The organism is Sphingobium sp. R-21 (assembly GCF_049913335.1).
Lineage (GTDB): Bacteria > Pseudomonadota > Alphaproteobacteria > Sphingomonadales > Sphingomonadaceae > Sphingobium.
This window is the reverse complement of sequence record NZ_CP184374.1, coordinates 52,931-67,542: the sequence shown is the minus strand read 5'-3', so window position 1 is coordinate 67,542 and position 14,612 is coordinate 52,931. Positions and strand designations below refer to the sequence as shown.

Sequence of the window (14,612 nt, the reverse complement as noted above, 5' to 3'; positions counted from 1 at the left end):
TTCACCCTTCTTCATGCCGCCCGGACGAAGGGCCAAAGAAAAACCCCGCCGTTCCGGGCGGGGTTTCGTTTCTCGTGCCACTTGGGCGCGCACCATCAGCCCCGCTCTATCCGAGCGCGGCTTGCTTCTCCGCCGCCAGCCGGTCGAGTTCTGCGCGACTCTTCTTCTCGCTCGCGGACTTGAGCTGCCCGCAGGCCGCCATGATGTCCCGTCCGCGGGGCGTGCGCACCGGCGCGCTGATCCCGCCCTCGAACACGATGTCGGAAAAGCGCCTGATGCGTTCGGGCGTCGAACATTCATAATCCGTGCCCGGCCAGGGATTGAACGGGATCAGATTGACCTTCGCCGGCAGCTTGTACTGGCGGAGCAGGCGGACCAGTTCCCGCGCATCCTCGTCGCTGTCGTTCTTGTCCTTGATCATGACATATTCGAAAGTGATGCGCCGCGCATTGTTCGCGCCCGGATAGTCGGCGCAGGCCTGCAAAAGCTGATCGATGCCGAACTTCCTGTTGAGCGGCACCAGTTCGTCGCGCACATCCTTGGTAACGGCATGCAGCGACACGGCAAGGTTGACGCCGATCTCTTCGCCCGCCCGCGCCATCATCGGCACGACGCCGGAGGTGGAGAGGGTGATGCGCCGCTTCGACAGGGCGAGGCCATCGCCGTCCATCACGACCTTCAACGCGTCGCGCACATGGTCGAAATTGTAGAGCGGCTCGCCCATCCCCATCATCACGATGTTGGTCAGCATGCGACCGTCGGTCGTATATTGCGAGGCGTCGTCGGCCTCATCGTCATTGGCCGACGCCATGCTCCCCTTGGGCCATTCGCCAAGGGCATCGCGGGCCAGCATGACCTGACCCACAATCTCGCCCGGCGTCAGGTTGCGCACCAGCCGCATCGTGCCGGTATGGCAGAAACGGCAGTTGAGCGTGCAGCCCACCTGGCTCGACACGCAGAGCGTGCCCCGATCCGCGTCCGGGATGAACACCATCTCATAATCCTGGCCATCATCGGAGCGCAGCAGCCACTTGCGCGTGCCGTCGCTGGAGACCTGCGCCTCGACCACTTCCGGGCGCCCTACGACGAAACGCCCCGCCATCCAGCCGCGCATCGGCTTGGCGAGGTCGGTCATGGCGTCGAAATCGGTCTCGCCGCGATGATAGAGCCAGTGGAAAAGTTGCTTGGACCGCAGCTTCGCCTGCCTGGCGTCGAGCCCGGCCTCTTCCAGCGCATCCTTGATCTGCGGCCGCGACAGTCCCATCAGGTCGATCCGTCCATCCTCACGGGGCGTAACGGCGCGGGGCACGGGCACAGGGTCGATAGCGCCGGGAATCGGCATCAGGGGGTTGGCGGCTGTCTGCATGGCCGCGCCCATAGCGGATTTTGGGGGAATTTGGAAGGGCGACCGCATGAACCCCGCCCACTTCCACCCGGCTCACCGCAATCGCGCGCATCCCAGTGCCGCCGCATCGATCGCCGTGGCCGCGCCGCGCAACGCATAGGTGTCGGCAAAGCCGCGCCCGCGCCCGTCCCGCGTTTGCACGCTCATGCTGGTCGCGGAGCGCATCGCAGCGACGATCGCGGCATCCACCCGCGCATCGGGCGCCCAGGCATCGACCTGCCCCGCCACCAGTGAAAAGCGGCGATCCCCCACATTCAGGATCACCGCCGCATCGCTCGCCCGCATCCGGCTCAGGCGGAAATGCACCTGACCCCGCACCCGCTGGCGCGGCCAGCTTCCCACCGCGGCAAAGCCGTCACCGCCGGTCGCCACCGGCACGGACAGCGCATAGCAGCGCGGACCATTGGCATCAGGAAGGGCAGGATCGCGAAACGCGCCCCATGCTTCGAAAACGCCCAGCGAATCCCGCGCCTCGGCCGCGACGCCAGTCATCATGAAGGGCAGGACGAGGAGCCATGGAGCTTTCACATCACCGGCAAAGCGCATGCTGATCCCTTTTGCAACCCTTTGCCAAACGAAACGATCACCCAGCGCTTGCAGGGGCCGTCACAGCGGCTATGAAGGACCATCCATCATTGTCGCCCGGATTCGACCGAGTTCGGGCTTTGCGCAGAAAAGAAACGGACAGAACAGGGACATGAAGGCCACCATCGAACGCGCAACGCTGCTCAAGAGCCTCAGCCACGTCCAGTCGGTGGTGGAGCGGCGCAACACGATTCCGATCCTGTCCAACGTGCTGATCGAAGCATCGGCGGATGGCGCGATCAAGCTGATGGCGACCGATCTCGACCTCCAGATCGTCGAAAGCGTCGCCGCGCAGGTCGAACAGCCTGGCGCGACCACGATTTCCGCGCACACCCTGTTCGACATCGCTCGCAAGCTGCCCGAAGGATCGCAGGTCTCGCTCCAGGCGGCCGAGGGCAAGATGCTGATCCAGGCGGGGCGCGCCCGCTTCAACCTGTCCACCCTGCCGCGCGACGATTTCCCGGTGATCGCGGAAGGCGACCTGCCGACCAGCTTCGAACTGCCGGCCGAAACGCTGAAGCAGATCATCGACAAGACGCGCTTCGCCATCTCGACCGAAGAGACGCGCTATTATCTGAACGGCATTTATTTCCATGTTTCCGACGAGGGGCAACCCGTGCTGAAGGCGGCCGCGACCGACGGCCATCGCCTCGCCCGCGTCACCGTGCCGCGTCCGGATGGCGCCGACGGCATGCCGGGCATCATCGTGCCGCGGAAGTGCATCGGCGAACTGCGCAAGCTGCTCGACGAGGTCGAAGGTTCTGTGCAGATTTCGCTCTCCGCCAGCAAGATCCGCTTCGGCCTGGGCAACGCGATCCTGACCAGCAAGCTGATCGACGGCACTTTCCCGGATTACAGCCGGGTCATCCCGACCGCCAATGACAAGCTGCTCAAGATCGACCCGCGCAGCTTCGAGGAAGGTGTTGACCGCGTTGCCACTATCGCCACGGAAAAGACGCGCGCCGTCAAGATGACGCTGGACCGCGACAAGATCACCCTGTCCGTCACCAGCCCGGAAAACGGCACCGCGGCCGAAGAAGTGCCCGGCGCGTTCCAGGGCGAAGGCTTCGACATCGGTTTCAATGCTCGCTATCTGCTCGACATTCTCGGCCAGATCGACAGTGAGCTGGTGGAACTGCATCTCGCCGACGCCGCCGCGCCGACGCTGATCCGGGAAGACGACCGCAGCCCGGCGCTCTACGTACTGATGCCGATGCGCGTCTGAGGATCGGCCGCGCGCTTCGAAAGCGCGGCTATTCTCAGCGCTTGCCGATGTCCTGATCGACGCTATGTCCAAGCTGTTGATCGGAGCGGGAAATGGCATGGGCCCAGTTGTCGGGAAAATCATGAGGGGATTGGGCGCGGCGCTGCTGTTTCTGGCGGTGACGCTGTGTCTGGCGGTTACCATCGTTCCACCCTTTCTCGACCGCATCTATTATGAAGGGCCGGTCAGCCGCCATTATGACGGCGCGCGTTTCTTCAATCCCGATGGGGAAAGGCGCTATCCCGCGCCGCCGGGCCATAACCAGCGCGGCTTGGTGGCCCGCTGGCTGCTGCGGCAGGACGACCGACCCGCATGGCCCGACAGGGTGGCGGTAAAGCCCTCCCGCCCTCCGGCCTTCGCCGCGCCACGCGGCATGGTCGCCACCTGGGTGGGACATGCGACCGTGCTGGTTCAGGCGGCCGGCCTCAATATCCTGACGGATCCGATCTGGTCCGACTATGCCAGCCCCTTCCCGCCGCTGGGTCCGAAGCGGGTGACGCAGCCGGGCGTGCGCTTCGACGATCTGCCGAAGATCGACCTCATCCTTCTCAGCCACAATCATTATGATCATATGGACATTCCCACCCTGAAAAGATTGTGGGAGCGGGACAGGCCGAAGATCATCACCAGCCTGGGCAATGACATCATCCTGAAGGCGAACGGCATTCCTTCAACGGCGCTGGACTGGGGCCGTTCGACAAGCGGCGCTGCGCTGAACGGCCTGGGCGAGAATAGCGTGATCCAGTGCGAGAATTATGAGCATTGCCCGGATTATCGCGTCCATGTGGTGCGCAATCATCATTGGAGCAGCCGCTGGGGCACCGACCGAAACCGGGCGCTCTGGTCTGGCTTTTTCGTCAGCACGCGAGCGGGCAATATCTTCTTCGCGGGCGACACCGGCGCAGGCGACATGACATGGGCAGAGGAAGCGGCGCGGCTTGGGCCGATCAGGCTGGCGCTGATCCCTATCGGCGCTTTCCGCTTCTGGCCGGGACAGATGCAGTCGGACGCGCATATCGGACCGGAGCAGGCCGTGACGCTGTTCAAGACGCTGAATGCTTCAACCGCGATCCCCATCCACTGGGGGACCTTTCATCTCTCCTACGAGAAATGGGACACGCCGCCCAAATTGCTGGAACTGTATCTGCGCTGCGCCGGCATCGACCGTCAGCGTTTCGCGCCCTTGAAGGCGGGGCAGGCGATCCAGGTTCCGGCCTGGTCGTCCGCGCGGATCGGAAAGCGGCGCTGCGACGCGGACGCAGTTGCGCGGCTGGAATAGTCGGGCATGGCGTGCCGCCCTTCTCCCATTCCTGTCGCGATCAGGCGTCTGCCCACCGCCGCAACAGATTGTGATATACGCCAGTCAGCCGGATGACCTGCGCATCCTCATGCCCCAGCGTGCTGGCTAGCGCCTGAATGCTGCTGTCGAGATCGAACAGCATCTGGCGCGCCGCATCGTCCCGCACCATCGACTGGAGCCAGAAGAAGCTGGCCACCCGGCGTCCGCGGGTCACAGGCTCCACCCTGTGCAATGACGATGATGGATAGAGCACGGCATGGCCCGTCGGCAATTTCACCTGCTGCACGCCGAAATTCGTCTCGATCGTCAATTCCCCACCGTCATAGCCGCCGGGCTCTTCCAGAAAAACGGTGATCGACAGGTCGGATCGGACGCGAAAGCCGGTACCCGCCTGTATCCTGACGGCATTGTCCACATGGGTGCCGAAGGCCTGCCCGCCCGCATAGCTGTTGAACAGTGGAGGGAAGACCTTGAGCGGCAGCGCGGCGGCGATGAACAGGGGCGATCGACCAAGGGCGTCCAGCACGATCTGCCCGGCCTGCTTCGCTTCGGCGCTATCCTCCGGCAATTGCAGGTTGTGCTTGGCGAGCGCCGACTGATGTCCGGAAGTGACGTTGCCGTCGACCCATTGCGCCGCGTCGATCAATGCGCGGACGCGCGTGACGGCCTGGTCGTCCAGCAGGTCGGGGATGACGGTCAGCATGCCGATGAAGAGATCCGGGCACGAAGGATGCAGGCCATGTCTCTCACTCTACTCCGCTGCGCAGGACGAACGGGATTTCGACCACGCCCTTGACCCGCACGGGCTGGCCGTCGCGCATCACGGGCTTCCAGCGCCAGCCGCGTACCGCGTCGCGCGCGGCATTGTCCAGTCGGGCAAAACCACTGCTCTGCGCGATGGAGAGGCTTTCCACCGCGCCATCCAGACCCAGCGTCAACGCAAGAAGGACGGTCCCCTGCTCACGCTTGCGACGGCTCTCCACCGGATAGCGGGGCGGCTTGCCCGCAATCATCTGCGTGCCCAGGTCGCCGCCCTGAACGATGCTCGACCCCACGGAGATGGCGGGCGGCGAAGGTGGCGCGGGGACTGCCAGCGGCGGCGCGGGTGGTGCAGGAGGAACGATGGTCGGCGTGGTCGCCACGGTCGGCGCCGGCGCCGGAGGTACTTTCACCAGCGGCGGCGGCGTGACGATCCTGCTCTGCGGCGGGGGCGGCGGAGCCTTCACAGATGGAGGCGGCGGCGGCGGCATGAGATTCACGACCGACAGCCGGGCTTCCCGCATCCGATGCACATGATGGCGGGCATGGACCAGCGCGGCGATGATCACGGCATGAAGCAGGAGGATGACAAGGATGGCGGGGACGTTCACCCCGCTCCGGGCACCATAGCGGGCCGGAGCAGCGTCGAGTTGAGCCGGCACGCTGGAAAGGGATGGCCGCGCGGCAGACAGGGGGACAACCCCATTTTCCCCACCCTCTTCCACAAATCTATCTGCTACGCGAAGCATGCCAGATCCCCTTTGCCGCCGTGCAGGCGAAGGCCGTCCATAACGCGAATCCTAATGCTACTCAATCGCATCTTTATATGGGATCGGGCGGGTGGCGACCCGAGGAGGATAGGAGTGCATCGCCACCCGCCCGTGTCCCCCGGCAAGGGACGATTGCCGGGGGACAGGATCGTCAGAACATGTAGTTGAGGCTGAACACGGCCGATCGGGTCGGGGCCGGCTGCGCCCAGCTGTTGTTGATGTTGGTGCGAACGGTGGTCACATATTTCTCGTTGGTGAAGTTCTGCACGTTCACCTGCGCCTTCAGCTTTTCCGTGATCGGATAGGACGCCATGAAACGGTGAATGGTGTAGCTGGGCACCCGGTAGCCGACATAGCTGTTGGCGACGAGCTGGGCGAGACTAGGCTGGTTCATCAGGAAGCTGCCCTGATAGGTCAGGCCATAGCCCAGCTCCAGCCCAAAGCCGAAGCGGTAGGTGGTGAACAGGCTGCCCGAATGCTTCGGCGTGTTGGTCAGCGAATAGCCCGCAGTCGGATCGGGGAAGGCAGTGCTGTTCGCGCAGGTGCCGGCTGCCGGATCGGTCGCGCCGGGATGGGCAAGGCAATAGTCGGAGACGCCCTGCTTGATCTTGCTCTTGAGATACATGTAGTTGGCCGAAATGGTCCAGTTGCTGGTGATGTTGCCCGACGCGCCGAAGGACAGGCCCTGCACCCGCTGGAAACCGTCCGTCGCCTGATCAGGCAGAAGCGGATCGCCTGACACGACCTTGATCTGGTTGCGATCATTGCGGAACAGCGCCAGCGTCAGCAGCAACTGCTTGTCGAAGAGGTCCGCCTTCGCGCCGATCTCGTAATTCTTCGTGGTCTCGGGCCTGACATTGCAGGAGCCGCCACCGCCGGCCACATTGTCCGCCGTACAGCTGCCGTCGACCGACGATTTCGATGGCAGCTTGGAGTTGCCGAAAGCGACATACAGGCTGGTGTCCGGCGTCGGCTTCACGACAGCGCCCACGCGGAAGGAGAAGAGATTGTCATCGATCTCCAGCCGGTTGCCGACCGTGCTGATCTGGCCGAGCTGCGCCGACCCGCCGGTCGTGTTGTAGGTGAAGGTGCGGTTGAAGCCCCGGACCTTCTCATAACGGATACCGCCGTTGATCTCGAACCAGTCGGTGAACTTCATCGTGTCGAACAGATAGGCGGCATAGCTGGTCTGCTCGCCCACATTATGCGTGCCGAGGGTGAAGTTGACGGGGCCGACATAATTGTTGCTGCCATAGGCGCGCGCCAGGCCGGTGGTCGCGGCCGGGCCGACGATGCCCGACGACGGATCGGCTATGTTCACCAGCGGCAAGTAGAAGCCCAGGCTGGCGGCGGCATTATAGGCCGGGTTGGCCGCACCCGCGCCGGTTGCCGGGGCCGTAAAGGGCGCGGCATAGGGATCGAAGCCGTTTGCGGTGCGGCCCAGGCTGCCCTGCAACTGGTCGTAACGCTCCCACAAGGCAGAGCCGCCGATGACCAGCGTATGGCCGATGCCGCCAGTGTCGAAATCGGCGCTGAGGTCGATCTGGTTATAGGCGGTCTCATTGGTGATGAAACGCTGGTTCCCGCGACCGCCCGTCGGTACATAATAGCCCACCGGAATGGTCAACGTCTCGCCCGCCGCTGTTGTCCCGATGCGCTGGGTGCAGGCGCCGCCGGTGTCCGGATTGAAGCCGGCCGCCGTGCCGTTGTCGAGGCAGAAGACGCCGTTCGGCTGGCTGGTCACCGTATCCTGGCGGATATGTTCGTAGCGCGTCAGGTTGCGGACCTTGACGGTATCGCTGAAGGCATGGCTGAAGATCGCCTGCAACGACTTGGTCTTGCTGTCCTGCCGGTCCAGATTGGCGAAGCCGTAATAGCCGGAACGGTCGAACTGCTTGAGGATGCCGCCCAGCGCCGGGAAATAGCGGATGCCATATTGCGGCATCGCCTTGTCATCCAGATATTCCCCCTGCAGCGTCAGGCTGGTCGGGCTGTCGATACCGATCGTGATGGCGGGCGCGACGCCCCAGCGCTTGTAATCCTCGACATCGCGACCGGGCACGTCATTGGCGTGATAGACGGCATTGAGGCGCACCGCGATCAGGTCGTTGACACGCTTGTTCGCATCGATGGTCGCGCGATAATAGTTGTCGGTGCCGATCCCTGCATTGAGGATGATCTGGTCGTCGGCCAGCGGGCGCTTCGTAACCAGGTTGATCGTGCCGGCAACCGAACCGCCACCGTTCATGACCGAATTGGCGCCGTTGGTGACTTCAACCTGCTCGATATTATAGACTTCGTTGCGGTTCAGGAATGCCCCGGATCGCACGCCATCGACCGTCACGTCGTTCTTCGCGTCCTGCCCGCGCAGGATGATGCGATCGCCATAGCCGAAGCCGCCCTCGCCAGCGCCAAAGGTGATGCCTGGAACCGTGGACAGCACTTCGCGCAGCGTCAGCAGGTTCTGCTGCTGGATGGTTTCCTTGCCGATCACGGTGATGGTCTGAGGCGTATCGAGCAGCGGGCGAGTATATTTGGGCGATTCGGCCTTCTCTACCTTGACGGGGGATTCGTCGATCGCCGTATCGGTGACCGTCATCCCGCCGAGCCTGGGCCCCTGCGCATTATCCTGGGCTTGGGCGGACGATGCGAACGCCATGGCGCCGACGCAGCTCAGCGCCAGGAAGGAAGGCCGTGACAGTGCTTTGGACATGAAAACAGAACCCCTTTCTTGAAACTTGAGGGGCCTGCTATTGCGACTTGTTCGCAGAGTCAACGCTATTGCGAATAATTATTATTTTATGATCGTATAGTATCGTCGAAGAGCCAGCACCTTATGGCGCTGCCAAGGTTGGGTGGGTCGGCCGCCGCCATGCGGGCCACATCTATGCGCGCGATCAACGCGTTTACCGGCAAACCCTCTCGCGCAGCGGCCGTGCGAAGGGCTTGCCAGAATATCGGCTCAAGGCTGATCGCGGTCTGATGGCCCGCAATGGTCACGCTGCGCTTGACCGGCGGAGCGAAGGGCGATGTCGCCGACGCCGAAGCGCCTTGGGAACGCCCCTCCTCTTCCATCAGTACATGTGCTGGCCGCCATTGATCGACAGCGTGCTGCCGGTCACGAAACCGCCGTCCTCGCTGCAGAAAAAGGCGACCCCACGGGCTATTTCCTCGGCGCGGCCCAGGCGGCCGACGGGAATCTTGGCCACGATCTTCTCCAGCACCGGCGGCGGCACCGCGGCAACCATGTCCGTATCGATATAGCCCGGCGCGATCGCGTTGACGGTGACGCCATATTTTGCGCCTTCCTGCGCCAGCGCCTTGGTGAAGCCATGGATGCCCGACTTGGCGGCGGCATAGTTGACCTGACCATATTGGCCCGCCTGGCCGTTGATCGAACCAATATTGACGAAACGGCCCCAGCCGCGTTCCCGCATTCCCCCGAAGGTCGCCTTCGCCATGTTGAAGCAACCGCCCAGATTGATGCGCATCACCTCGTTCCAGTCGTCAAAGCTCATCTTCGCCAGCACGCCGTCGCGCGTGATGCCGGCATTGTTGACCACGACATCGATCGGTCCCAGCGCCTCTGTCACCTGCGCGCAGCCGTCCAGGCAGGCCTGGTGGTCGCCCACGTCCCATTTGAAGGAGGCTATGCCGGTCTTTTCCGAAAAGGCCTGCGCCTTGGCGTCATTGCCGGCATAGTTGGCCGCGACCGTGAACCCCATCTCCTTGAGGGCCAGGCTGATTGCCTCGCCAATTCCACGTGTTCCGCCCGTGACGACTGCAACTTTGCTCATGGTGGCTCTCCTTCAAAAAACGGGACGAAACTTATCTCTCCAACCAGCCAGCCAGTTCGCGACGGGCCAGATCTTCATACAGATTAATAGCGTCCGAAGACGCGTTCAAACAACTCAAATGGACAAAATTATTACCGCCGGAAGCGATAAAGTCCTCTTTACCGCGAATGGCGATTTCCTCTAGGGTTTCCAGGCAGTCCGCCGAAAATCCGGGGGTCAGGACAGCAACATTCCGGACATTTTCGGAAGGGAGCTGGCGCAGCACCTCATCCGTCGCCGGACCCAGCCATTTCGCAGGGCCAAAACGCGATTGAAAGGTGACGCGCACCTCCCGCCCCAATGCCTCGCCCAGCAGCCTTGCGCTATCGACGCATTGGTCGCGATAGGGATCGCCCAATTGCCTTGTGCGCTCCGGCATGCCGTGGAAGCTGGCGATCAGCAGGTCCGGCGCGAAATCCAGCGAGGCGAGTTGCGCCTGCGTCGATGCGCGCAGCGCCTCGATATAAGCCGGATCGACATGATAGGGCGGCAGCGTGCGGATCGCCGGTTGCGCCCGCATCTTTGCGAGCGCGGCATAGGCGGCGTCGAGCGCACTGGCCGTCGTCGCCGCGCAATATTGGGGATAAAGCGGTGCCAGAAGGATGCGATTGCACCCGGCGGCGACCATGGCTTCCAGCCGCGCGCCGACCGCCGGATTACCATAGCGCATCGCCCAATCCACCATCACGTCCGGACCCATCCGTTCCTGCATGGCGTGGGCGGTATCGCGCGTGTAAACCGCGAGCGGTCCCCCCTCCTTCATCCAGACCTGGCGATAGGCATGGGCGGATTTCCTGGGACGCGTCAGCAGGATCGGGCCGCGCAATATCGGCTGCCACAGCAATGGCGGGATTTCCACGACGCGGCGGTCGGACAGGAATTCGGCAAGATAGCGCCGCACCGACGCAGGGTCCGGGCCATCGGGCGTGCCGAGATTGATAAGGAGCAGGCCGATCTTGCCCACAGGCTTCACCCTTCCATCAGCAGGGGCACGGTGCGGAAACGCCGCCCGGCGGTGGTGAACAGTGCATTGGCGACAGCGGGCGCCACCAGCGGGGCGCCGAGATCGGTCAGCCCGGCGGGGGGCGCGGTGCTGCGCACCAGTTCAACGGTAACCTCTCCCACATCGCCGAGGCGGGGCAGGTCCATGCGGCCCAGAATCGCCCGCGTCGGCATGCCCTTCGCATAGGGGACGGACGCACCCATGGCGAAGGCCAGGCCGTGGATCAGGCCGCTTTCGACCTGCTGTCTGGCGACGTCGGGATTGATCTGCTCCCCCCCATCAACGGCAGCGATGATCCGCGACACCTGGAGCTTGCCCTCGGCTATGCCCGCCTCCACCATGACGGCGATGAAGGCGCCGTTCATCACATGCGCCGCCAGCCCCTGCCCGCTTCCCTCTATGCCGCCCTGCCAGCCGCCCATCGCGCCCACCGTGGTCAGGCAATGTGCGAGCCGGGGATTGCCGCCCAGCATCTGGATGCGGAAGGACATCGCCTCCATCTGCGCCTGATGGGCAAGTTCGTCCATGAAGCTTTCGGTGAAGAAAGCGCCGTGCAGATGCGCGTTGCCGCGCGCGAACCCCAGGGGCAGGCCGACATCGGCCGGAAAGTGATCCACCGCCCAATTGGGCACGGCATAGGGCAGTTCCATGCCCGCCACCGCCAGCCGGGTGGACGTGCCGGCGGCATCGGCGCTGGCTTCATATGCGGGTTTGCCATGGGCGATGCGCGCCCATGTCTGGGTCATGGCGCAGGGGGCGGCAACCTTCGCCGACCAGCCTTCGACCGCTCCGTTGCGACCCAGCTTGCCCGCCATGCGCGCATGGGCGGGGGCGCTGGGCCGGTCCTGGATCACATCCTCGAGCCGGGACCAGAGCAGTTGCACGGGACGCCCCATTTCGCGGGAAAGCAGCGCGGCTTGCACGCCCGCGTCGAAGTCCATACGGCGTCCATAGCCCCCGCCGGCATGCAGCGGGTATAGCGTTACCGCCTGCGCCGGCAGCCCCAGCGCGCGGGCGATGGCGGCGCGCGCCAGGCCGGGCGCCTGCGTCGCCATCCACACCTCCGCGCTGTCCTCGCTGATCCGGGCGGTGGCGCACATCGGCTCCGGCGCCAGGTGCAGCCCTGGAGCCACCCTATATTCACTGGCGAGGATGGTCGCATCCTCGAACAGCGGCCCCAGATCACCCTGCGCGTAGAGCCGTTCGCCGGAACCGGAAAAGGCCTGCTCCAGCGTTGCCTGGATCCCGGCACTGTCCACCGGCTTGCCGGACAGCGCGAAGAGGGGATCGGCCAGGTCCAGCGCCCTGTTTGCCGCCCACCAGTTGCTGGCCACCACCGCGACCCAGCGTTCCTGCCGCACCAGCTTCAGGAATCCGGTGACGGATTTCGCCGTCCGCTCATTGACGCTTTTCAGGACGGCGTCGCCGATGGGACCCTGGCGGATGGAGGCGAAGACCATGTCGGGCAGGCGGATGTCGGCCGCGAAATTATGGCTGCCGTCGATCTTGGACGGGGTGTCGAGCCGTGGCAGTTCCTGCCCCGCCAGCCGGTCCACCTCCGACTGGCGGAAGGGCAGGATCTCAGGCAGGTCGTAGGTGGCCGCATCCTCCACCACCTCGCCCAGCTTCAATCTGCGCTGTCCGCCGTCGGAAATGATGCCGTTCTGGATATCGCAGCTTTCCCAGGCGACGTCCCAGCGGGCCGCCGCCGCCTTGCACAGCAGAACCCGCGCCGCCGCCCCCGCCTCCCGATAGGCCTGGTGGAACATCGGGATCGACGTGCCCGCTCCGGTCAGCATCAGGGCGCGGCGGATCGCATATTGGTCGATGGTCCATTCGCCCGCTCCGCCCGCCAGCCGGCTCCAGTCACTGGCCAGCCATTCGCGCGCCAGCAGGACATTGGCATAGAGCGGGCCGATCGGCGCGCTCTGCACCCCGACGGTTCGCCAGTCCGCCCCCAGTTCGTCCGCCAGTATCTGCGGCAGCAGGGTGGTGACGCCCTGCCCCATCTCCGTCTGCGGCACGATCACGACCACCTGGCCGGTCCGGTCGATCTTCAGGAATGCGTTGAAGGCCGTCTCACCCGGCGCGGTGTTGAGATTGGGGCGATAGGATCGGGGCCATACCGCCCATGCCAGCAAAAGCCCCGCCGTCGCGCCCCCGCCGACAAGCAGGCTGCGCCGGTTCAAGCCCCTTTTCGTCTGCTGACCCTGCTTCCGCGGTGCGCGCCCCATGAAACCGCTGATAAAGAGGCTTGGAAGCTCTGCAAAGCCCTATTGCGCGCCTGCCGAACGGTTCGTGACCGGGTCGAGCCGGAGGCGGCGTATCTCGATCGCGGGACAGCGATCCATGACCACCTTGAGTCCCGCCGCCTCCGCCCTGGCGGCGGCCGCCTCATTGATCACGGCCAGTTGCATCCAGACGGCCTTGGCCCCGGCGGCTATGGCATCGTCCACCGCATCCCCCGCCGCCTCGCTGCGGCGGAAGATGTCGACCATGTCGATCGGCACGCCGATGTCCGACAGGCTGGCCCAGACGAATTCGCCATGGACATGCTCGCCGGCGATCTGCGGATTGACCGGCAGCACGCGATAACCGTGATCCTGCAGCGTCTTCATCACGCCATAGCTCGGCCGGTCGGGCCGGTCGGAAATCCCGACCAGCGCTATGGTGCGGGTTTCGTTCAACAGATCAGCTATGTCCTGCGCGTCGGTAAGCGGCATGCAGCGGTCCTCCATATTTACCATGACATGGGAAGGACGCGGGAGGGACGCAAGCCGTTCCCCCAACCACGGGCGAGGCTTAAGAGCCCGCCCTGCCCTCCAGCCAGGCCGCAACCTTCTCCGCAATGGCGCGGAAGGTGGCGCCGTACCCATCCGCGTCGGCCGCAGGAGGATCGCCCGCATCGGAGCGGCGACGAATGTCGATGGCCAGCGGAATGCGCCCCAGGAAGGGCATGCCCATCTCCCCGGCGGCGGCTTCCGCACCGCCCTGCCCGAAGGGATCGGACATTTCCCCGCAATGGGGACAGGCATAGCCGGCCATATTCTCGACCAGACCGATGATCGGCACCTGCGTCTGTTCGAACAGGCTCACCGCCCGGACCGCGTCGATCAGCGCGAGATCCTGGGGCGTGGAGACGATGACGGCGCCGACCGGCTTGTGCTTCTGCACCATCGAAAGCTGGACGTCGCCCGTGCCCGGCGGCATGTCGACGATCAACAGTTCCACATCGCCCCAATCCGCCTCGATCAGCTGGGCCAGGGCATTGCCCGCCATCGGCCCGCGCCAGGCCAGCGCCTTTCCGGGTTCGACCAGATGTCCCATGGACAGCATCGGAATGCCGAGGGGGCTTTGCACCGGGATAAGCTGCTTGTCCCGCGCCTGCGGTTTCCTGTCCTCGCTCGCCATCAGGCGCGCCTGCGAGGGGCCGTAAATGTCGGCGTCGACCAGTCCGACCTTCACCCCCAGCCGCCGCAGCGCGACCGCAAGATTGGCCGAGAGGGTCGATTTGCCGACCCCGCCCTTGCCCGATGCGACGGCAACGATCCTCAGCGGCTTGCGCTCGGCCGTCATGGCGATGCGCACATCATCGACGCCGGGCACGGCCAGCCCGCCCTCGCGGATCGCGGCGGCCACCGCATCACGCTGCTCGGGCGACAGGCCCGCCACGTCCAGCGCCAGCGACAT

The 14,612-nt window shown here is 64.7% G+C and carries 13 protein-coding genes; 2 read left to right on the top strand and 11 right to left on the bottom strand.

Annotation, left to right across the window (positions count from 1 at the left end; all coding sequences use genetic code 11):
• Window positions 1–106: 106 nt before the first annotated feature.
• Window positions 107–1,366 (bottom strand): 23S rRNA (adenine(2503)-C(2))-methyltransferase RlmN, encoded by a 1,260-nt coding sequence (rlmN, locus tag ACN9MX_RS00275; protein WP_363830903.1) that lies wholly within the window; start codon window positions 1,364–1,366, stop codon window positions 107–109.
• Between the two features lie 72 nt (window positions 1,367–1,438).
• Entirely contained in the window at window positions 1,439–1,951 is a 513-nt protein-coding gene (locus ACN9MX_RS00270; protein WP_133653353.1) for a hypothetical protein, read from the bottom strand.
• Window positions 1,952–2,102: 151 nt separating this feature from the next.
• Between ACN9MX_RS00270 and dnaN the strand changes: the two genes are divergently transcribed.
• Together dnaN and ACN9MX_RS00260 are read left to right on the top strand one after the other, a co-directional pair.
• On the top strand, window positions 2,103–3,215 hold the full coding sequence (gene dnaN, locus ACN9MX_RS00265) for a DNA polymerase III subunit beta (RefSeq protein WP_133653354.1): 1,113 nt from the start codon (window positions 2,103–2,105) through the stop codon (window positions 3,213–3,215).
• Window positions 3,216–3,312: 97 nt separating this feature from the next.
• The gene (locus ACN9MX_RS00260) at window positions 3,313–4,533 is read left to right on the top strand and encodes an MBL fold metallo-hydrolase (RefSeq protein WP_363830905.1); all 1,221 of its coding nucleotides are present in this window, start codon (window positions 3,313–3,315) and stop codon (window positions 4,531–4,533) included.
• 40 nt (window positions 4,534–4,573) lie between these two features.
• On the opposite strand, the gene ACN9MX_RS00255 is transcribed toward ACN9MX_RS00260, so the two are convergent.
• The 9 genes from ACN9MX_RS00255 to ACN9MX_RS00215 all read right to left on the bottom strand — a co-directional run bounded on the left by ACN9MX_RS00255 (window position 4,574) and on the right by ACN9MX_RS00215 (window position 14,498).
• Window positions 4,574–5,257, bottom strand: a complete 684-nt coding sequence (locus ACN9MX_RS00255; protein ID WP_363739488.1) for a Fe2+-dependent dioxygenase — start codon at window positions 5,255–5,257, stop codon at window positions 4,574–4,576.
• A 43-nt stretch (window positions 5,258–5,300) separates the two neighbouring features.
• Window positions 5,301–6,062 carry an energy transducer TonB gene (locus ACN9MX_RS00250; RefSeq protein ID WP_363830908.1) on the bottom strand — a complete coding sequence of 254 codons (762 nt, stop codon included), beginning with the start codon at window positions 6,060–6,062 and terminating at the stop codon, window positions 5,301–5,303.
• Between the two features lie 172 nt (window positions 6,063–6,234).
• The gene (locus tag ACN9MX_RS00245) at window positions 6,235–8,796 is read right to left on the bottom strand and encodes a TonB-dependent receptor (protein WP_363830910.1); all 2,562 of its coding nucleotides are present in this window, start codon (window positions 8,794–8,796) and stop codon (window positions 6,235–6,237) included.
• A gap of 86 nt (window positions 8,797–8,882) precedes the next feature.
• The gene (locus ACN9MX_RS00240; protein WP_363739482.1) at window positions 8,883–9,158 is read right to left on the bottom strand and encodes a ribbon-helix-helix domain-containing protein; all 276 of its coding nucleotides are present in this window, start codon (window positions 9,156–9,158) and stop codon (window positions 8,883–8,885) included.
• Complete coding sequence (phbB, locus tag ACN9MX_RS00235) at window positions 9,158–9,880, bottom strand: acetoacetyl-CoA reductase (protein ID WP_363739480.1); 723 nt, start codon at window positions 9,878–9,880, stop codon at window positions 9,158–9,160. Before phbB ends, ACN9MX_RS00240 begins: the two co-directional genes overlap by 1 nt.
• A gap of 31 nt (window positions 9,881–9,911) precedes the next feature.
• Window positions 9,912–10,883, bottom strand: coding sequence for a ferrochelatase (gene hemH, locus ACN9MX_RS00230; RefSeq protein WP_426387205.1), 972 nt, complete (start codon window positions 10,881–10,883; stop codon window positions 9,912–9,914).
• Between the two features lie 5 nt (window positions 10,884–10,888).
• Window positions 10,889–13,156, bottom strand: a complete 2,268-nt coding sequence (locus tag ACN9MX_RS00225) for a molybdopterin cofactor-binding domain-containing protein (protein WP_363830915.1) — start codon at window positions 13,154–13,156, stop codon at window positions 10,889–10,891.
• A gap of 39 nt (window positions 13,157–13,195) precedes the next feature.
• Window positions 13,196–13,645: a CoA-binding protein gene (locus tag ACN9MX_RS00220; protein ID WP_363739476.1), complete on the bottom strand. Its 450-nt coding sequence runs from the start codon at window positions 13,643–13,645 to the stop codon at window positions 13,196–13,198.
• A gap of 79 nt (window positions 13,646–13,724) precedes the next feature.
• Window positions 13,725–14,498 (bottom strand): Mrp/NBP35 family ATP-binding protein, encoded by a 774-nt coding sequence (locus ACN9MX_RS00215; RefSeq protein ID WP_414714667.1) that lies wholly within the window; start codon window positions 14,496–14,498, stop codon window positions 13,725–13,727.
• Window positions 14,499–14,612: the final 114 nt, after the last annotated feature.

Coding starts and splice junctions, on each gene's coding strand:
- rlmN (WP_363830903.1), bottom strand. CDS start 1,366: ATGCAGACAGCCGCCAACCCCCTGATGCCGATTCCCGGCGCTATCGAC.
- ACN9MX_RS00270 (WP_133653353.1), bottom strand. CDS start 1,951: ATGCGCTTTGCCGGTGATGTGAAAGCTCCATGGCTCCTCGTCCTGCCC.
- dnaN (WP_133653354.1), top strand. CDS start 2,103: ATGAAGGCCACCATCGAACGCGCAACGCTGCTCAAGAGCCTCAGCCAC.
- ACN9MX_RS00260 (WP_363830905.1), top strand. CDS start 3,313: ATGGGCCCAGTTGTCGGGAAAATCATGAGGGGATTGGGCGCGGCGCTG.
- ACN9MX_RS00255 (WP_363739488.1), bottom strand. CDS start 5,257: ATGCTGACCGTCATCCCCGACCTGCTGGACGACCAGGCCGTCACGCGC.
- ACN9MX_RS00250 (WP_363830908.1), bottom strand. CDS start 6,062: ATGCTTCGCGTAGCAGATAGATTTGTGGAAGAGGGTGGGGAAAATGGG.
- ACN9MX_RS00245 (WP_363830910.1), bottom strand. CDS start 8,796: ATGTCCAAAGCACTGTCACGGCCTTCCTTCCTGGCGCTGAGCTGCGTC.
- ACN9MX_RS00240 (WP_363739482.1), bottom strand. CDS start 9,158: ATGGAAGAGGAGGGGCGTTCCCAAGGCGCTTCGGCGTCGGCGACATCG.
- phbB (WP_363739480.1), bottom strand. CDS start 9,880: ATGAGCAAAGTTGCAGTCGTCACGGGCGGAACACGTGGAATTGGCGAG.
- ACN9MX_RS00225 (WP_363830915.1), bottom strand. CDS start 13,156: ATGGGGCGCGCACCGCGGAAGCAGGGTCAGCAGACGAAAAGGGGCTTG.
- ACN9MX_RS00220 (WP_363739476.1), bottom strand. CDS start 13,645: ATGCCGCTTACCGACGCGCAGGACATAGCTGATCTGTTGAACGAAACC.
- ACN9MX_RS00215 (WP_414714667.1), bottom strand. CDS start 14,498: ATGACGGCCGAGCGCAAGCCGCTGAGGATCGTTGCCGTCGCATCGGGC.